The organism is Geodermatophilus sp. URMC 65 (genome assembly GCF_053502545.1).
Genome location: NZ_CP199954.1, coordinates 24,235 through 41,365 on the forward strand (window position 1 = coordinate 24,235; position 17,131 = coordinate 41,365).

17 protein-coding genes are annotated in these 17,131 nt (G+C 75.5%); 6 read left to right on the forward strand and 11 right to left on the reverse strand.

Annotated features, from left to right (window positions below; all coding sequences use genetic code 11):
• Positions 1 to 49: 49 nt before the first annotated feature.
• The 5 genes from ACWIX7_RS00095 to ACWIX7_RS00115 form a co-directional block, all read right to left on the reverse strand.
• Complete coding sequence (locus tag ACWIX7_RS00095) at positions 50 to 835, reverse strand: TrmH family RNA methyltransferase (protein ID WP_448619594.1); 786 nt, start codon at positions 833 to 835, stop codon at positions 50 to 52.
• A 176-nt stretch (positions 836 to 1,011) separates the two neighbouring features.
• On the reverse strand, positions 1,012 to 1,395 hold the full coding sequence (gene rplT / locus ACWIX7_RS00100; RefSeq protein ID WP_448619595.1) for a 50S ribosomal protein L20: 384 nt from the start codon (positions 1,393 to 1,395) through the stop codon (positions 1,012 to 1,014).
• A gap of 29 nt (positions 1,396 to 1,424) precedes the next feature.
• Positions 1,425 to 1,619 carry a 50S ribosomal protein L35 gene (gene rpmI / locus ACWIX7_RS00105; RefSeq protein ID WP_012949078.1) on the reverse strand — a complete coding sequence of 65 codons (195 nt, stop codon included), beginning with the start codon at positions 1,617 to 1,619 and terminating at the stop codon, positions 1,425 to 1,427.
• Between the two features lie 175 nt (positions 1,620 to 1,794).
• Positions 1,795 to 2,433, reverse strand: coding sequence for a translation initiation factor IF-3 (gene infC / locus ACWIX7_RS00110; protein ID WP_448619596.1), 639 nt, complete (start codon positions 2,431 to 2,433; stop codon positions 1,795 to 1,797).
• 337 nt (positions 2,434 to 2,770) lie between these two features.
• The gene (locus tag ACWIX7_RS00115) at positions 2,771 to 3,253 is read right to left on the reverse strand and encodes a PH domain-containing protein (RefSeq protein WP_448619597.1); all 483 of its coding nucleotides are present in this window, start codon (positions 3,251 to 3,253) and stop codon (positions 2,771 to 2,773) included.
• 113 nt (positions 3,254 to 3,366) lie between these two features.
• Between ACWIX7_RS00115 and ACWIX7_RS00120 the strand changes: the two genes are divergently transcribed.
• Positions 3,367 to 4,497, forward strand: coding sequence for a uroporphyrinogen-III synthase (locus ACWIX7_RS00120; RefSeq protein WP_448619598.1), 1,131 nt, complete (start codon positions 3,367 to 3,369; stop codon positions 4,495 to 4,497).
• Positions 4,498 to 4,568: 71 nt separating this feature from the next.
• Here the strand turns inward: ACWIX7_RS00120 and ACWIX7_RS00125 are convergent, their stop codons facing one another.
• Positions 4,569 to 5,954 (reverse strand): nitrate/nitrite transporter, encoded by a 1,386-nt coding sequence (locus ACWIX7_RS00125; RefSeq protein WP_448619599.1) that lies wholly within the window; start codon positions 5,952 to 5,954, stop codon positions 4,569 to 4,571.
• Positions 5,955 to 6,103: 149 nt separating this feature from the next.
• Between ACWIX7_RS00125 and ACWIX7_RS00130 the strand changes: the two genes are divergently transcribed.
• A complete protein-coding gene (locus ACWIX7_RS00130) occupies positions 6,104 to 6,901 on the forward strand; it encodes a hypothetical protein (protein WP_448619600.1) in 798 nt (265 codons plus the stop codon).
• Positions 6,902 to 6,908: 7 nt separating this feature from the next.
• Here the strand turns inward: ACWIX7_RS00130 and ACWIX7_RS00135 are convergent, their stop codons facing one another.
• A complete protein-coding gene (locus ACWIX7_RS00135; protein ID WP_448619601.1) occupies positions 6,909 to 7,574 on the reverse strand; it encodes a cyclase family protein in 666 nt (221 codons plus the stop codon).
• Positions 7,575 to 7,667: 93 nt separating this feature from the next.
• Here ACWIX7_RS00135 and ACWIX7_RS00140 point away from each other — a divergent pair, with 93 nt between their 5' ends.
• Together ACWIX7_RS00140 and ACWIX7_RS00145 are read left to right on the forward strand one after the other, a co-directional pair.
• Positions 7,668 to 8,168 (forward strand): SigE family RNA polymerase sigma factor, encoded by a 501-nt coding sequence (locus tag ACWIX7_RS00140; RefSeq protein WP_448619602.1) that lies wholly within the window; start codon positions 7,668 to 7,670, stop codon positions 8,166 to 8,168.
• Positions 8,165 to 8,974 (forward strand): hypothetical protein, encoded by an 810-nt coding sequence (locus ACWIX7_RS00145; protein ID WP_448619603.1) that lies wholly within the window; start codon positions 8,165 to 8,167, stop codon positions 8,972 to 8,974. The genes ACWIX7_RS00140 and ACWIX7_RS00145 overlap by 4 nt, the downstream gene beginning before the upstream one ends.
• 115 nt (positions 8,975 to 9,089) lie before the next feature.
• Here the strand turns inward: ACWIX7_RS00145 and ACWIX7_RS00150 are convergent, their stop codons facing one another.
• Positions 9,090 to 9,722, reverse strand: coding sequence for a class I SAM-dependent methyltransferase (locus ACWIX7_RS00150; protein WP_448619604.1), 633 nt, complete (start codon positions 9,720 to 9,722; stop codon positions 9,090 to 9,092).
• A gap of 67 nt (positions 9,723 to 9,789) precedes the next feature.
• On the opposite strand from ACWIX7_RS00150, the gene ACWIX7_RS00155 reads away from it, so the two are divergent.
• Both ACWIX7_RS00155 and ACWIX7_RS00160 read left to right on the forward strand, forming a co-directional pair.
• Complete coding sequence (locus tag ACWIX7_RS00155) at positions 9,790 to 10,380, forward strand: helix-turn-helix domain-containing protein (RefSeq protein WP_448619605.1); 591 nt, start codon at positions 9,790 to 9,792, stop codon at positions 10,378 to 10,380.
• 41 nt (positions 10,381 to 10,421) lie between these two features.
• Entirely contained in the window at positions 10,422 to 11,396 is a 975-nt protein-coding gene (locus ACWIX7_RS00160; RefSeq protein ID WP_448619606.1) for a methyltransferase, read from the forward strand.
• Between the two features lie 211 nt (positions 11,397 to 11,607).
• Here ACWIX7_RS00160 and ACWIX7_RS00165 read toward each other — a convergent pair whose 3' ends face one another.
• From ACWIX7_RS00165 to ACWIX7_RS00175, 3 genes are read right to left on the reverse strand one after another with little or no spacing between them, the layout of a single operon-like run.
• Complete coding sequence (locus tag ACWIX7_RS00165) at positions 11,608 to 12,015, reverse strand: Rieske (2Fe-2S) protein (protein WP_448619607.1); 408 nt, start codon at positions 12,013 to 12,015, stop codon at positions 11,608 to 11,610.
• Positions 12,012 to 14,537, reverse strand: coding sequence for a nitrite reductase large subunit NirB (gene nirB / locus ACWIX7_RS00170; protein WP_448619608.1), 2,526 nt, complete (start codon positions 14,535 to 14,537; stop codon positions 12,012 to 12,014). Before nirB ends, ACWIX7_RS00165 begins: the two co-directional genes overlap by 4 nt.
• Positions 14,537 to 17,131 (reverse strand): molybdopterin oxidoreductase family protein, encoded by a 2,595-nt coding sequence (locus ACWIX7_RS00175; RefSeq protein WP_448619609.1) that lies wholly within the window; start codon positions 17,129 to 17,131, stop codon positions 14,537 to 14,539. The genes nirB and ACWIX7_RS00175 overlap by 1 nt, the downstream gene beginning before the upstream one ends.

Genomic DNA, 17,131 nt, shown 5'->3' on the forward strand with positions numbered 1-17,131 from the left:
GGCCCGGGGCCGCTCTGAGCGTGCGAGGGGTGGGGAGGACGGGGTCCTCCTACTGGGCGAGCTGGGTGGTGTAGAGGCAGATCGCCGCGGCGGCGGCCAGGTTGAGGCTCTCGGCGCGCCCGCGCATCGGGATGCGCACCCGGGTGTCGGCCAGCGCGGCCAGGTCGGCGGGCACGCCGCGGGCCTCGTTGCCGAACAGCCACAGCACCGGGCCGGCGAGCTCGGGACCCAGCTCCTCGAGGGCTGCCTCTCCCCCACCGTCGGCGGCGAGCACGGTGACACCGGCGGCCTGCAGCCGCGGCAGCAGCTCGGGCAGCGGCGCCCCCCGGACGACGTCGACGTGGAAGAGGCTGCCGGCGCTCGAGCGCACCGCCTTGCCGCCGTACGGGTCGGCCGACCCCGCGCCGAAGACCACGGCCCCGGCGCCGCACGCGTCCGCGGTGCGCAGCACGGTGCCGGCGTTGCCCGGGTCGGCCAGCTCGGCGAGCGCCACGATGAGGGACGGCGGCGCGTCCACCAGGACGTCGGCCGGCACGTCGCGCAGCGCGCAGACCGCGACCAGGCCCTGCGGGGTGACCGTCTCCGACAGCGACGCGGCCGCCCTCTCGGTCATGAGCCGCACCGGCACCGGCGCGGCCGCGAGCAGGTCGCGGTGCGCCGCGGCGGCGGTCTCGGTGGCGAACACCTCGCGGACTCCGGCCGGGTCGGCCAGCGCCTCGGCGACGGCCTGCCGGCCCTCGGCGAGGAACAGCCCCGCGGCGTCGCGGCTGGCCCGCCGGGTCAGCTTGCGTGCGGCCGCCACCCGCGCGGAGCGCTCGGTCAGCGGTTCGGTCACCGTTCGTCGTCCTCCTGCTGGGGCGAGATCACGCGATGTCGACGCCACCGGGGTCCCTGCGCGCCGAGATCACGCGAACTCGGCAGGAGGCAGGGACCCGTGCACACGACGACGCCGCCGGCGCCGGCCCGTCGTGGGCCGGACGCCGGCGGCGTCGCGGGTGCTGCTGGCCGGGCTCAGGCGGCCTGGCCGCCGGCCGGGACGGCGGCGACGGCGGCGCGCGAGGTCTCCACCAGCGCGGCGAAAGCGGCCGGCTCGTTGACGGCCAGCTCCGCGAGCACGCGGCGGTCGAGCTCGATGCCGGCGAGCTTGAGGCCCTGCATGAAGCGGTTGTAGGTCATGTCGTTCTGCCGGGCCGCGGCGTTGATGCGGGTGATCCACAGCTTGCGGAAGTCACCCTTGCGGACCTTGCGGTCGCGGTACTGGTAGGTGGCCGAGTGGAGCAGCTGCTCCTTGGCCTTGCTGTACAGCCGGGACCGCTGGCCCCGGTAGCCGCTGGCGGCCTCGAGGACCGTCCGACGCTTCTTCTGGGCGTTGACCGCCCGCTTCACGCGTGCCACGGAAGGGCTCCTTCTCGTCTAGGGGGCGCTCAGAGCCCGAGCAGCTTCTTGAGGCTCTTGGTGTCGGCCGGGGAGATGACCTGGTCCTGGTCGAGCCGACGCTTGCGACGCGAGGACTTGTGCTCGAACTTGTGCTGGTTGTTGGCCTGCTCGCGCATGAGCTTCCCGCTCCCCGTCACGCGCACGCGCTTCGCGGTGCCCTTGTGCGTCTTCTGCTTCGGCATGTCCTCGGTCCTCGATCGTGTGTGGCGGCGTCGTGGCACGTCGACGTCGCGGCAGCTCGGTAGCTGCCGCGACGTCCCCCGGTCACGGCGCCGGTGCGTCTGGTGGTGCGGTCCTCGGCCCTCCTGCAGGGCCCCGCCGCGAGCTCGCGAGTGGCGGGGGCAGGAGGGTCCTTCTTCAGGCCTGCGGGGCCTGCCCTTCGGCGGCCCTGTCGGCCTTGGCCTGCCGGCGGGCGCCGTCGGTCGCGGCCTGGTTCCGGTGCGGGGCGATCACCATGACCATGTTGCGGCCGTCCTGCTTGGGGTTGCTCTCCACGACGCCGAGCTCGGAGACGTCCTGGGCCAGCCGCTGCAGCAGCCGGTAGCCCATCTCCGGCCGGGACTGCTCGCGGCCGCGGAACATCACGGTGATCTTGACCTTGTCGCCGCTCCGCAGGAAGCGCTCGACGTGGCCCTTCTTGGTCTCGTAGTCGTGCGGGTCGATCTTCAGGCGCAGCCGCATCTCCTTGATGACGGTGAGCGCCTGGTTCCGCCGGGCCTCGCGGGCCTTCTGGGCGGACTCGTACTTGAACTTCCCGTAGTCCATGAGCTTGGCGACCGGCGGTCGGGCCATGGGCGCGACCTCGACGAGGTCCAGCTCGGAGTCCTGGGCCAGGCGCAGCGCCTCGCCGATCGGCACGATGCCGACCTGCTCGCCCTCGGGTCCGACCAGGCGGACCTCGGGGACGCGGATACGGTCGTTGATACGGGGCTCGGTGATGGCCTCTCCTCTGCTGCTGCATGGGGAGGGGCTCGCTCCGGCACCGGACGCCGACATGAGAGAGGCCCCACGAGCAACTGCTCGTGGGGCCCACTCGCCGGGGTGCGCCGAGCCCGGGGGCTCGTGCACGCCGCGGGCCCGGCCGGTGGCCGGGCTCCGCGATCCGGGACCTGGACGCCTCGACGGCGCCAGGTGGGAGCGGGCTCCTCTTGGTCGAGCGGCCCGGGGCGGGGCCGCTCAGTGGTTCGCGCGCCTCGTGTAGCGGGGAGGCACGCAGATACTACAGCGTCGCGGCAGGCGACGTCATTCCCCGTCGCGGCCCCTGGTGAGGTCCTGGAACGACCACCCTCCAGGGGCCCGCGCCGAGCTTGGTAGGAAGGAGGGTGGTCCTTCTTCAGTCCTCGTAGAGCAGCGGCGGGGAGGGCGGGGGCGGCGGCTGCTGCGCGCGGTGGGCGGCCAGCAGCGCCCGCAGCCCCTCGACGGCCTCGACCGCGCGGTCACCGTCGGCGCCCTGGACGGCCAGCACGGCGAACTCGTCGTCGTTGGTGAGCAGCAGCGTCGCCCAGCGGAACCGGCGGTCGAAGCGGACGGCGCGCACCGCCGTCCACGACAGCGTGCGCTCGCCGAACAGGTTGCGCACCCGGATGCCCCGCTCGTCGGCGTCCACCCGCGGGCGGCCCAGCGCCAGCAGGCCGGCGCCGAGCACCAGGCCGAGCCCGACGACGGCGACCTGGTCGGCCACGGTGAACCGCGCCACGCCGGTCGCGTTCTGCGGCAGCGTCACCCCCACGTAGGTGAGGACGGCGGCGACGACGACGGCAGCCGCGGCGCACAGCAGCCGCCACCGACGGGGGACGGCGGAGACGGCAGGGGGCACGGCTCCATGGTCCCAGGCCGGTGTGCACTGTGAGCCGGCCGACCCCGGCAGGACACACCCCCGCAACGGGGACGACGCACCATGGTCGCGAGCGCCGTCGACGAGGGGGAACCGTGACCGATGTCCTACCCGAGGCCCCGCCCGGGACCGAGGCGCCGCTGCCCCTGGCCGGGTACACCGTCGCGGTGACCGCGGCCCGGCGGCGCGAGGAGCTCGGTGCGCTGCTGGCCCGCCGCGGCGCACGTGTCGTCTACGCGCCGGCGATCCGCATCGTGCCGCTGGCCGATGACGCCGAGCTGGTCGCCGCGACGCGGGAGGTGCTGGCGCAGCCGGTGGACCTGGTCGTGGCGACCACCGGCGTGGGCTTCCGCGGGTGGCTGGAGGCCGCAGATGCCTGGGACCTCCCCCTGGTCGAGCACCTGCGCGACGCCCGCGTGCTCGCCCGCGGCCCCAAGGCGCGCGGCGCCATCCGCGGCGGCGGGCTGGTCGACGCCTGGTCTCCGCCGTCGGAGTCGTCGGCCGAGGTGCTCGAGCACCTGCTGTCGGGGGCCGAGGGATCGCTGCAGGGCCGCCGCATCGCCGTCCAGCTGCACGGCGACCCCCTGCCGGACTTCGTCTCGGCGCTGCGGGCAACCGGCGCCGAGGTGCTCACCGTGCCGGTCTACCGCTGGGTGCTGCCCGAGGACGTCGAGCCGGTGCGCCGTCTGGTCCGCTCCGTGGTGGCCGGCACGGTCGACGCGGTGACCTTCACCAGCGCCCCGGCCGCGGCGAGCCTGCTCACCGTCGCCGACGAGCTGGGTCTGCGGGCCGAGCTGGTCGCCGCGCTCACCTCCGGCGTCCTCTCGGTGGCCGTGGGCCCGGTGACCGCCGCCCCCCTCGACGCCGCGGGCGTCCCGTCGGTGCAGCCCGAGCGAGCCCGGCTCGGCGCTCTGGCCCGCGAGGTGGTGGCCCGGCTGCCCGAGCGCACCCCGGTGCTGCGCGTGGGCGGACGGGAGCTGCAGGTTCGCGGGCACGCCGCGCTGCTCGACGGCCGCGTGGTGGAGCTGGCGCCGGGCCCGATGGCGGTGCTGCGGGCGCTGGCCGCGCGGCCGGGCGGCGTCGTCCCCAAGACCGACCTCGTGGCGGGGCTGCCGGGCGGCGGGGACGCGCACGCCGTCGAGATGGCCGTGACCCGGCTGCGGGCCGCCCTGGGCCCCGGCGTCGTGGAGACCGTGGTCAAGCGCGGCTACCGACTCGCGGTCTGACGCGGCGAGATCGCGCGATCTCGCACGGGTCCGGGGTCCGGAGCGTGCGAGACCGCGCGATCTCGACCGGGCTACACGCCCGACATGCGGGCCTGCGGGCGGAGGTAGACCGTCCAGGTGACCGCCAGGCAGACCACGTAGAAGGCGATGAACACCAGGTAGGCCGAGTCGCCGGTGCCGGTGGTCAGGAACGACTGCCGGAACGCCAGGTTGACCAGCACGCCGCCGAAGGCCCCGACCGCGCCGGCGATGCCGATGAGCGCGCCGGACATGCGCAGCGCGTGCCGGTCGGCGGCTGCCGAGTCCTTGCCGGCCGCCACCCGCTGCTGGGCCTGGGTGCGGAAGATCGCCGGGATCATCTTGTAGGTGGAGCCGTTGCCGATGCCGCTGAGCACGAACAGCGACACGAAGCCGACGACGAACAGCGCCAGCGACCCCACCTGGCTGGCGGACCACACGATCGCGGCGCCGACCGCCATGGCCGCGAAGTTCCAGAAGGTGATGCGCGCACCGCCGAAGCGGTCGGCCAGCGAGCCGCCGAGCGGGCGGATCAGCGAGCCCAGCAGCGGGCCGAGCCAGGTCAGCGAGGCCGCGGCGAGGGGCGTGGCGAAGTCGGACGTGAACTGGTTCTGCAGCACCTGGCCGAAGGCGAACCCGAAGCCGATGAACGAGCCGAAGGTGCCGATGTACAGGAACGACATGATCCAGGTGTGCGGCTCGCGGGTGGCCTCGCGCATGGCCCGCGGCTGGTTGCGCGCCGTCGACAGGTTGTCCATGAGCAGCGCCGCGCCGACGGCGGCCACGACGATCAGCGGGATGTACACGACCAGCACCAGCCGCGGGTGCTGCACGCCCGCGGTGGCCAGCACGAGCAGGCCCACCAGCTGGACGACGGGCACGCCGAGGTTGCCGCCGCCGGCGTTGAGGCCCAGCGCCCAGCCCTTGAGCCGGTTCGGGTAGAACGCGTTGATGTTGGCCATGGAGCTGGCGAAGTTGCCGCCGCCGACGCCGGCCAGGCAGCTGACGACCAGCAGGGTCGTGTAGTCCACGCCGGGTTCCAGGACGACGGCCGTGGCGATCGTGGGGAGCAGCAGCAGCGCGGCGCTGACGATGGTCCAGTTGCGCCCGCCGAACTTCGCGACGGCGAAGGTGTAGGGCAGCCGGACGAACGCCCCGAGCGCCGTCGGCAGCGTGGTGAGCAGGAACTTCCCGGCCGGGTCGATGCCGTACACGGCCTCGGGCAGGAAGAGCACGAGCACCGACCACAGGCTCCAGATCGAGAAGCCGATGTGCTCGGAGAACACCGAGAAGAAGAGGTTGCGGCGGGCGACCGGCTTGCCTGCGGACTCCCAGAAGGCGGGGTCCTCCGGGCGCCAGTCGTCGATCCAGCGACCGGGGCGCGTCGGAACGGCGACCGGCGCGGTCCGCTGGCTGGTGGTGGGTGTGGGGGCGGCCATGGGCCAGAACGGTGGCGGCCCGTCGTTCCCCCACCGTTGCTGCCGGGCAGATCTCGTGTTCCGTTGTGCTCACCGGCGCACCCCCGCTGTGGTGAGGCCGTGGTCGACCAGCGTGCGCACCGGCCCGGCCAGCGACGAGGATCGGCGGCGTGACCGTGACCGAGGACCCTGCTGCTGCCGGCCGCACCCTCATCGAGGACGGCGCGGCGGTCGCGGGCACCATGAGCCGGAACGCCGCCACCCTCGTCTACCCCGACCCGGCCGGCCGGGCTGCGGTGCGCCTCGAGGACCGGCTGGCCCGGTGCCTGCGGACGGCGGCCGACGAGGCGGCGGGGATCGCCGTCCCCCGGGAGCGGGCCCGCGCCGGCGCCGTCCTCGCCTTCGCCGTCGAGCACGCGGTGACCCTCGCCCACGGCGGGCGCCCGGTGCGCACCGACGGCGTCTTCACCCCGCGGTCCGGCGGGCGCTCGGCCGCCGACGCCGTCACCGAGGCCGTGGTGGCCGCCGCCCGCGGCTCGCACGACGAGCGGCGGGTGCGGCACCTGGGCTACCTGCTGGCCGAGGTGGCCTCCTCCCCCGACCTGGACGCCGCGCTGGTCGAGCGGGCGCTGGCGCTGGCCGCCGGGCTGACCTGGCGGCAGCTGGTGCTGCTGGCCGGCGTCGGCCGCCGCGACCGCGTGCCGCTGCCGATGACCCCGCTGGCCGACGACCCGCGCGGGTGGACGGCGTGGGGCGCACGCGAGGACGTCGCCGACCTGCAGCGCGCCGGCCTGCTCGACCCGCCGCCGGCCCAGCCTCGTCCCGGCGGCGCGGCACTGCCCCGGCTGCGCCCGGCCGACCTGCGGCTGACCCGCCGGGGCGTGCTCGTGCACCGGTTGCTGGCGCTGGGATTCGTGCGCGACGACGACGTCGCCTCCGCGCTGGCCGAGCTCGCGCCGCCCGCCTGAGCCGGGGTCAGTCCGGCAGCTGCGCGTAGGCGCGCACCGCGAAGGTGCCGACCCCGGCGAAGCGGGGCGGGGCCGCGGTGAACCGGGCGCCGGTGCCGGGCACCTGGTCCAGGCCCGTGAGGTGCTCGACGATCGGGATCCCGGCACCCAGCAGCACGGTGTGCGCCGGCCGCTCCCCGCGCTCGGTGACCTCGTCGATGTTCACCGCGTCGATCCCGACCAGCGCCGCACCGCGGTCGGCCAGCCACCGCGCCGCGTCCCCGGCGAGGAACGGCGCGTCCACGGCGTACTCCGGTGTCCCGAAGGCGGCGTCCCCACCGGTGTGCAGCAGCACCGCGCAGCCGGCGACGTCCAGCCCGCCCAGGTCGTCCACGGTCACCGCCCGACGGCCGGAGCCGGCGGTGCGGACGACGAGCGCCGGCAGGTCGGCCAGCTTCTCCAGCGGCAGCCCGGCGAGGTCGACGCCGTCGGCGTGACGGTGGTACGGGCTGTCGAGGTAGGTGCCGGTGTTGCCGACCATGCGCACCGCGTGGATGACGAACTCGGTGCCCGGCGCGTACACCTCCCGCGAGGCCTCGCGGGTCAGGTGCGGGGTCACCTCCGGCGCGGGCAGGCCGGGATAGGTCACCATCCCGGCGGAGATCTCGTGACTCAGCTCCACGAACCTGGACATGCTGAGCACCCTCCCGCACGCGGACCCGGCGTTGTGGGTCTGCGGCAGGCCTCGCCGCGTGGAGAGGTCAGGAGGCCGGCAGAGGAGGCGCGGGTGGGCGACGGGGACCGGGGCTTCGCGGACTTCGTGTCCGCGGAGCAGGGCGCCCTGCTGCGCCTCGCCGTCCTCCTCTCCGGCGACCGCGGACACGCGGAGGACCTCGTGCAGACCGCCCTGCTCAAGACCTACCGGCACTGGGACCGGATCAGCCGGTCCGGCCCGCCCTCGGCGTACGTGCGCCGGGTGCTGGTCACCACCCATGCGAGCTGGCGGCGCCGGCTGTCCACCACCGAGCAGGTGGTGGAGTCGGTGCCCGACCGGCCGGCGGCACCGCACCAGGACGGCGACGAGGAGCTGCGCGCCGCCCTGCGCGAGCTGCCGCTCCGGATGCGGACGGCGGTGGTGCTGCGCTACTTCGAGGACCTCTCCGAGCAGCAGACCGCCGACCTGATGGGCTGCTCGCCCAGCACGGTGAACACCCAGACCGCCCGTGGCCTGGCCCGGCTGCGCGCCGCGCTCGCCGCGCTGCAGCCGGCCGGCGGGGAGGAGCGGTGAGGGACGACGAGCTGCGGGCGCGCCTGACCGCCCTCGCCGACGCCACCGCACCGCCGCCGCGCGCCGACCTGGCTGCGGTGGTCGAGCACCGGCACCGGGCCCGCCGCCGGACGCAACTGCGACTGGGCGCGGTCGGCGCGGTGGTCGTGGCCGCGGTGGCGGTGGGCCAGGTGCTGGTGCGGGACGCACCGTCGTCAGAGCCGGCGACCGCGGTGGCCGAGGCGCCGGACGTGCACGACCTGCCCGCCTCGGGCGACGGACCGACCCGTGGCTCGCTCGCCGACGACCCGGAGTTCGTCGAGGCGGTGCGGCAGCTGTCCTGGAGCGATCCGGGTGCCCGCGCGGCCGCCCCTCCGCCGGCGGGGTCGCAGGTGCTCTTCGCCGGCGACGTGCCCGGCGGGCGCTGGGCGCTGGTGACCCGCCCGCTGACCGTGCCGCCGCCGCTGGTGGACGACGACGAGCTCGAGCGGGAGCTCGGCATGGGCTCGGTCGCCCTCGCCTGGTTCGCCGGCCCACCGGGCGCCGCGCCGGACGAGCTGCGGCTGTGGAGCGCGCCGGCTGTCACCGAGCCCGGGCTGCCCGCCGCGCTGTGGGACCCCGCCACCGGGACGCTGGCCCTCGTCGCGCCGTCCCCGGCCGTCACCGCCCGGGTGGTCGACGGGAACGGCACGCCCCTGGCCGAGCTGCCGCTCGACGACGGGCTCGCGGTGCAGGCCGTCCCCGAGGGGACCGCGACGGTCGAGGTCCTGGCTGCGGACGGCACGGTGCTGGCCTCGGTCGAGCCGCTGCCCCGCCGTGGTGGGTGAGCGGCGCGCGGGCCCTGCCGGCCGTCGGCGTCGTCCTGGCGTGGGTGCGCGTCGGCGGCAGCGCGGACTGCGGCGGGCCGCACGAGGCCAGGGTCACCGTCCCGGTGCCCTGACCTCAGGCGCGGCGGCGGGCCAGCAGCACGGTGTCGGTGACGGGCAGCTCGTGCCCGGCCGGGCCGGCCGCCGTCCGCGGGCGGTCCTCGCAGACCACGACGTCCCAGGCCTCCGGGTCGAGCGGCGCCGCGACCTGCTCGGCCGTGAAGAACATCTCCGGCGTGCCGGTGTGCAGCTCGCTGGGCCGGTGCCCGACGACGAGCAGGCTGCCGCCCGGCGCGACGGCGGCGGCCAGCCGGGCGAACGCGGAGTCGCGGTCGGGCGGCGGCAGGTGGAAGTACTGCGCCGAGACCAGGTCGAAGGCGCTCGTCCGCGGCGCCCAGCGGGTGAGGTCGGCGTGCACCCACTCCACGTCGACGCCCAGCCGGTCGGCCTGCGCGGCGGCGCGGGCCAGCGCGACGGTGGAGAAGTCGACCGCGGTCACCTGCCAGCCACGGCCGGCCAGCCACAGCGCGTCACCGCCCTCGCCGCTGCCGGCGTCCAGCGCCCGGCCCGGCGTCAGGCCCGCGGCCTCGGCCACCAGCTGCGGGTTGGCCCGGCCGCTCCAGAGCGCCGGCGCCGCGCCGTAGCGCTCCTCCCAGGAGGCCTCGTCGAACCGCATCTCGCCGTGGCCGTGGTGTGCTGCGTGCTCCATGCCCGACAGCGTCCCCAGGGTGACGCCGACTTGACGAACCGCGTTGCCGGCCCGGCAAATGGCGGGCATGGCGGACGACGAGGCGACCGACGCGGTGCTCACCTCCGTCGGCCCGCGGCTGCGCGCGCTGCGCCAGCGGCGCGGGCTCACCCTGGTGCAGCTGTCGGAGGAGACCGGCACCTCGGTGAGCACGCTGTCCCGGCTGGAGTCCGGGCAGCGCCGGCCGACGCTGGAGCTGCTGCTGCCGCTGGCCCGCGCCCACCAGGTGCCGCTGGACGAGCTGGTCGGCGCGCCGGAGACCGGGGACCCGCGGGTGCACCTGCGGCCGCGCACCGCGACGCACGGCCTGACCGTCGTCCCGCTGACCCGGCGTCCGGGCGGGATCCAGGCGTTCAAGATGGTCTACGCGCCGCACACCCCGGGCGGCGAGCCCGAGCTGCAGACGCACGAGGGCTACGACTGGGTGTACGTGCTCTCCGGCCGGCTGCGGCTGCTGCTCGGCGAGCACGACGTCGTCCTCGGCCCCGGGGAGGTCGCCGAGTTCGACACCCGCACCCCGCACTGGATCGGCAACCCGGGCGACGAGCCCGCCGAGGTGCTGGGCCTGTTCGGTCCGCAGGGCGAGCGGATGCACGTGCGCGCCCGCCCCCGCCGCTGAGTGCGTTGTCCGCCCGCTGGGGGCGGTGCCACCATGCCGTCGTGCCCGGCTCCGCAGCCGACCGGCTGGCCCGGCTCGCCGACGGTTATCTGATCACCCAGCTGCTGCACGTCGCCGTCGCGCTGGGGGTCCCCGCCGCGCTGGCCGCCGGTCCGCGCAGCGCCGCCGACCTCGCGCGGGAGCTCGGCGCCGTGCCCGGCCCCCTGCACCGGGTGCTGCGCGGGCTGGCCGCCGAGGAGGTGCTGGACGAGCTGCCCGACGGTCGCTTCGGGCTGAGCCCGGTCGGCGAGCTGCTGCGGCCCGGGGTGCCGGACTCGCTCCAGGGCACGGTGGCCGCCCGCGGCGGGCTCTACTACCGGCCGGCCGCCGGGCTCCTCGCCGCCGTGCGGGACGGCGGGACGCCGTTCGAGCTCGCGGAGGGACAGCCCTTCTTCGACGCGCTCGCGGCCGAGCCGACACGGCTGGCGGCGTTCCGCGCGTCGATGGCCGACCGGTCGACTCGGGAGGCCGGAGCGGTGGTGGCTGCCTACGACGTCTCCGGCTTCGCCTCGGTGGTCGACGTGGGCGGCGGGCCCGGCCTGCTGCTGCGGGCGGTCCGGGGACGCGCGCCGTCCGCCGACGTGCTGCTGTTCGACCGGCCGGAGGTCGTCGCCGGCTCGGACCTGCCCGCGGTCGGTGGCGACTTCTTCGAGCAGGTGCCGGCCGGCTCCGACGCCTACCTGCTGTCCCGGGTCCTGCACGACTGGGACGACGACGCCGCCCGCCGGGTGCTCACCGTGTGCCGGACGGCCATGCGGCCGGACTCGGTGCTGCTGGTGGTGGAGGCGGTGCTGCCGGAGCGCGCCGCCGACGACCCGGCCGCCGTCCGGATGGACCTGCACGTGCTGGTGCTGCTGCCCGGCCGCGAGCGCACCGCCGCGGAGTACGCCGCCCTGTGCGAGGCGGCCGGGCTGCGGCTCACCCGCGACGTCCCGACCGACGCCGGGGTGCACGTGCTCGAGGTGCGCCCGGCGTAGGCCGCCGTGCCCGTCGGCGGCGCACCTCCACGGACGGGCACGGCGACGTCCTGCCCCTCGCCGAGTCGATCATGGGGTTGTTGCCGCCGACAGGTGTGGACACGCCGACAGGAGCGGCGACAAGCCCATGATCACCGTCGGGTGAGGTGCTGGAACGGCCACTCTGCAGGGCCCCGCCGCGAGTGTGCGAGCGGCGGGGGCAGACGGGTCCTCAGACCTCGACGACGATCTCGCCGGCGGACTCGTGCACCGGGTAGACCCGGACCGGCGCGGCCCCGGACGTCGAGGCCCCGTCGGTCCACCGGTAGGCGTAGAGGTGCAGCGGGCAGACGAGCACGTCGACGTCGGTCTGCCCGTCGGCGAGCGGGCCCCCGGCGTGCGGGCAGGCGGCCTGGGTGGCGTGCAGCGAGCCGTCCCGCAGCCGGAAGACGGCGACCTGCACGCCCCCGGCCACGAACGCCCGCCCCTCCCCCGGCGGCACCTCGTCGACCCGGCCGACGGCGTACACCTCGCCCCGCAGGACCGGTGCCGGACCCGGGGTGCGGACCTCGCTGGCCGGGCTCCCGGGATCGGTCCCCGGCGTCGTGGGCCGGGTGGCCTCGATCTGCGGCGCGCTCATCGGACCGGCACCTTCGGCAGCGCGACCAGCGGCAGGGAGGTGCGGAACTGGCCGGGGGTGGCCGGCTCCTTCCCGTCCTGCCCCCAGGGGTCGGTGTAGGCGTCGACCGACTTCTGCATGTTCGCGTCCAGCTGCGCCACGATCCCCTCGCTGTCCTCGAGCAGCACCGACCGGATCCGCTCCAGGCCGACCCGCGGCACGAAGTCGTAGGTGCGCTCCAGCCAGTTGGCGTTCTCCCGGTAGTACTGCAGGAACCGGCCGGTGAGCCGGAGCACCTCCTGCGGCGAGTCGACGGTGGCCAGCAGGTCGCCCTTGCGGACGGTGGCCCCTGCGGCGCCGCCGACGTAGACCTCCCACTTGCCGTTGCCGACGGCCACGACGCCGACGTCCTTGACGTAGGCCTCGGCGCAGTTGCGGGGGCAGCCGACGACGGCGAGCTTCATCTTCGCCGGGCTCTCGATGCCCTGGAACCGCGTCTCCAGGTCGATGCCGAGCTGGGTGGAGTCGCCCAGGCCGAAGCGGCAGAAGTCGCTGCCCACGCAGGTCTTCACGGTGCGGAAGCTCTTGCCGTAGGCGTACCCCGAGGGCATGCCCAGGTCGTCCCACACCGCCGGCAGGTCCTCCTTGCGGACCCCCAGCAGGTCGATGCGCTGCCCGCCGGTGACCTTGACCATCGGGACCTCGTACTTCTCGGCGACCTCGGCGATGCGGCGCAGCTGGGCCGGGGTGGTGACGCCGCCCTTCATCTGCGGGACGACGGAGAAGGTGCCGTCGCGCTGGATGTTGGCGTGCACCCGGTCGTTGATGAACTCGCCGTCCTTCTCGGGGACGAAGTCCACGCCCCACACCATCTTCAGCAGCGAGGTCAGGCCCATCTTGGACTTCGCGTCCTCCTGCCCGCCCGGGGCGAGCGCGGCGAAGACCGCCGAGACGCTGCGCAGGTCCTGCTCGCGGATGGCGGCCATCAGCTCCGGCTTGGCCAGCGGGATGCCGGGCACGTAGTAGGAGGCGGCCGGGTCCTCGGCGAGGTCCCCGTCGGCGGCCCACTCGACGATCTGCTTGACGAGCGACTTGCAGGAGCCGCAGCCCTTGCCGGCGCGGGTGGCGTCCATGACCGCGCCGACGCTGCCGCACCCGCCGGCGACGGCACCGCAGATGTCGCCCTTCGAGACGCCGTTGCAGTTGCAGACCTGCGAGTCGGCCGGCATCTCGGCGACGCCGACCTCCTCGGCGCCGTCGGACAGGTCGACCAGCAGCCGGATCCGCTCCTCCGGCAGCGGTGCGCCGCGGTCGAAGGCCTGGGTCAGGTAGGCGACCTTGCGGGTGTCACCGAGCAGCGTGGCGCCGATCAGCACGTCGTCGCGGATCACCACCGACAGGTGCACCCCGCGCTTGGGCTCGGAGATGACGAGGAACTCGTCGTCGTCCCGCTCGGGGGTGTTGACCCCCATGGTGGCGACGTCGACGCCGGCGACCTTGAGCTTGGTCGCCGTCCGGCTGCCGTGGTACTCGGCGTCCGGGTCGGCGCCGGTGAGGACGTCGGCGAGCACGCGGGCGTGCTCCCACGCCGGCTGCACCAGGCCGTACACCGAGCCGCGGTGCTGGGCGCACTCGCCGATGGCGTAGACGTCGGGGTCGTCGGTGCGCAGCTGGTCGTCGACGACGACGCCGCGCTCGACCTCCAGCCCGGAGCGCAGCGCGACGTCGGTGTGCGGCCGGACGCCGGCGGCGACGACGAGCAGGTCGCAGTCCAGCCGCCGACCGTCCTTGAGGACGACGCCCTCGACGTGCTCGGTGCCGAGCACCTCGGTGGCCAGGACGTCGAGGTGGACGCCGATCCCCAGCGACTCGACGCTCTTCTTGAGGATGGCGCCGGCCTCCGCGTCGAGCTGGGCGTTCATCAGGTACGGCATGGCGTGCACCAGCTCCACCTGCAGCCCGTGGCCCTGCAGCGCGCGGGCGGCCTCGAGCCCGAGCAACCCGCCGCCCATGACGACGGCCCTCCGGCAGCGGCCGGTGGCCTCCAGCAGAGCGCGGGTCTCGTCGATGGTGCGGAACCCGAAGACGCCGGGCAGCAGGCTGCCGTCCTCGCGGCGGACGCCGGTCATCGGCGGGATGAACGAGTAGCTGCCGGTGGCCAGGACCATGTGGTCGTAGGGGGTGACCGAGCCGTCGGAGCCGAGGACGGTCTTGGCGGCGGTGTCGATGCGCTCCACCCGGATCCCGGCGCGCAGGTGCACGCCGTTGTCGGCGTACCAGTCGTGGCTGTTGAGGACGATGTCGTCCTCGTGCGACTCCCCCGCCAGCACCGGCGAGAGCATGATCCGGTTGTAGTTGCCGTGCGGCTCGTCGCCGATGACGGTGATGCGGAACTGCTCGGCGCCGCCGCGCTCGAGCACCTCCTCGACCAGGCGGGCGCCGGCCATGCCGTTGCCCACGACGACCAGCCGGGCGCGGGGGTCGAGCTCGTCGTCGAGGTGGAAGGACGTCAGGCCGGTCGGCCGGCCACCCAGGACGGTCATCAGACCTCCACCAGCCCGAGGTCGACGACCAGCTCGCCGGTGACGCCGATGGGCGCGGCCGCCTGCAGCTCGACGACCGTGCCGCCGGGCAGGTCCTCGACGACCCGCAGCGGGACGTGCACGTCGCCCTTGGCGCCGATCGGGAACCAGCGCACCGGCACCCCGTCGCGGACCAGCAGCACGTACACCAGGTGGTCGGTGGAGTTGCCGCCGCGGAAGTACAGCGCCTGCGCGGTGGCGCCCGACGGCACCGTGTAGCGCAGCGCGGGGTCGACCGGGCCGGGCTTGTCCAGGCCCTCCCCCGTGATCGGGTACACGCCTTGCAGGAAACGGGGTGTGCTCTTCACGCGGGGGGTCCTCCTCGGGACGGGGCGGGACGGCGGGAGCGGGGTGCGCGCCGCAGGCTGCTCGTGGGGACGGGTCTCGGGCTGGGTGGTGGCGTCGGGGGCGGGCAGCCGCTCGACCGGGCCGGCGACGCGGGTGACGGCGACCGCGCAGACCTTGAAGGCCGGCATCCCCGACGTGGGGTCCAGCGCCGGGTCGGTCAGCGCGTTGGCCGACGAGCCGCCGCCCCAGTGGAAGGGGGCGAAGACGACGTCGGGGCGGACGTCGTCGGTCAGGTGCGCCGAGAAGCGGGCCCGGCCGCGGCGGGTGGCCAGCTCCACGACGTCGTCCGGGCCGATGCCCAGGCGGCGGGCGAGGTCGCGGTGCAGCTCGGCGCGCGGCAGCGGGGCGACCAGCTGCAGGCTGCGCGATCGGCGGGTCTGGGTGCCCGACTGGTACTGCGCCAGCACCCGGCCGGTGGTGAGCACGTAGGGGTACTCGGCGTCGGGCCGCTCGTGCGCCTCGACGTGCTCGACGCGCAGGAAGCGGGCCCGCCCGTCGGGGGTGGCGAAGCGGTCGAGGAACAGCCGCGGCGTGCCGGGGTGCTCCGGCGCGGGGCAGGGCCAGAAGACCCCCTGCTCCTCGTCGATGCGCCGGTAGGTGATGCCGGAGTAGTCGGCCGCTCCCCCGGCGCTGGCCCGGCCGAGCTCGGTGAAGACCGTCTCCGGGTCTGCGGAGAACTTCTCGCCCACGCCCAGCCGGTCGGCCAGCTCGGCGAGCAGCTGCAGGTCGTCGCGGACGCCGTCGGGCGGGTCCAGCGCACGCCGGCGGCGGATGACCCGCCCCTCGACGTTGGTCATCGTGCCGTCCTCCTCGGCCCACATGGCGCTGGGCAGGACGACGTCGGCGAGCTCGGCGGTCTCGGAGAGGAAGAAGTCGCTGACCGCGAGGAAGTCCAGGTCGGCCAGGCGGCTGATCACCCGGCGGGCGTCCGGGGCGGAGACCGCGACGTTGGAGGCGAGCACCAGGAGGGTGCGCGCGCCGCCGTCGGTGCCGAGCGCGTCGAGCAGCTCGAAGGCCGACGGCCCCGGCTGCGGCAGGTCGTCGGGGTCGACGCCCCAGACCGCGGCGACGTGGGCACGGGCAGCCGGGTCGGCCAGCTTGCGGTAGCCGGGCAGCTGGTCGGCCTTCTGCCCGTGCTCGCGGCCGCCCTGCCCGTTGCCCTGGCCGGTGACCGTGGCCCAGCCGCTGCCCTCGCGGCCGGGCAGACCGAGGGCCAGCGCCAGGTTGATCCACGCCTGGGCGGTGTCGGTGCCGCTGCGGTGCTGCTCGGCGCCGCGGGCGGTCAGCACCATCGCCCGCTCCGCGCGGGAGAGGGCGAAGACGGTGCGGCGCTGGTCGGCGACGGGGACGCCGGTGAGCCGCTCCACGCGGTCGGGCCAGTAGGCCCCGACCCCCTCCCGGACCTGCTCGAAGCCGGTGGTGCGCGCCGCGACGTACGCCTCGTCGACGAGCCCCTCGGCGATCGCGATGTGCAGCAGCCCGTTGGCCAGCGCCAGGTCGGTACCCGGCAGCGGCTGCAGGTGCAGTGCGGCGTTGCGGGCGGTCGCCGTCCGGCGGGGGTCCACCACGACGTGCTGCGCGCCACGGGCCCGGCCCTCGTCGAACCACTGCATCGCCGGGGGCATGGTGTCGGCCGGGTTGGACCCCACCAGGACGACGACGTCGGCCGCGGCGACGTCGGCCAGCGGGAAGGGCATGCCGCGGTCGAGGCCGAAGGCGCGGTTGGCCGCACCCGCGGCCGAGGACATGCAGAAGCGGCCGTTGTAGTCGATGGCGCTGGTCCGCAGCGCGACCCGGGCGAACTTGCCGAACTGGTAGGCCTGCTCGTTGGTCAGCCCGCCGCCCCCGAAGCAGCCGACGGCGTCGCGGCCGTGCGCGGCCCGGGTCCGCTCGATCGCGGCGACGACCCGGTCCAGCGCCTCGTCCCACGTGGTCTCGACCAGCGGGCTGCTGCGGTCGCCCGGGACGGCGCGCACCAGCGGGCGGGTCAGCCGCTCGGGGTGGTCGAGCAGCTCCGGCGCCGACCAGCCCTTGGAGCACAGGCCGCCGCGGTTGGTGGGGAAGTCGGCCGGCTGCAGCGTCGCCGGGCGGTCGCCGGCGGTCATCGTGACCCCGCACTGCAGGGAGCAGTAGGGGCAGTGGGTCTGCGTCGTCCGGGTGCGCGGGCCGGTCCCGGCGAGCACTCCGGGCAGGGCGGTCGCGGTCAC

Coding starts and splice junctions, on each gene's coding strand:
- ACWIX7_RS00135 (WP_448619601.1), bottom strand. CDS start 7,574: ATGTCCAGGTTCGTGGAGCTGAGTCACGAGATCTCCGCCGGGATGGTG.
- infC (WP_448619596.1), bottom strand. CDS start 2,433: ATGTCGGCGTCCGGTGCCGGAGCGAGCCCCTCCCCATGCAGCAGCAGA.
- ACWIX7_RS00125 (WP_448619599.1), bottom strand. CDS start 5,954: ATGGCCGCCCCCACACCCACCACCAGCCAGCGGACCGCGCCGGTCGCC.
- rpmI (WP_012949078.1), bottom strand. CDS start 1,619: ATGCCGAAGCAGAAGACGCACAAGGGCACCGCGAAGCGCGTGCGCGTG.
- ACWIX7_RS00150 (WP_448619604.1), bottom strand. CDS start 9,722: ATGGAGCACGCAGCACACCACGGCCACGGCGAGATGCGGTTCGACGAG.
- ACWIX7_RS00165 (WP_448619607.1), bottom strand. CDS start 12,015: ATGAGCGCGCCGCAGATCGAGGCCACCCGGCCCACGACGCCGGGGACC.
- ACWIX7_RS00155 (WP_448619605.1), top strand. CDS start 9,790: ATGGCGGACGACGAGGCGACCGACGCGGTGCTCACCTCCGTCGGCCCG.
- nirB (WP_448619608.1), bottom strand. CDS start 14,537: ATGACCGTCCTGGGTGGCCGGCCGACCGGCCTGACGTCCTTCCACCTC.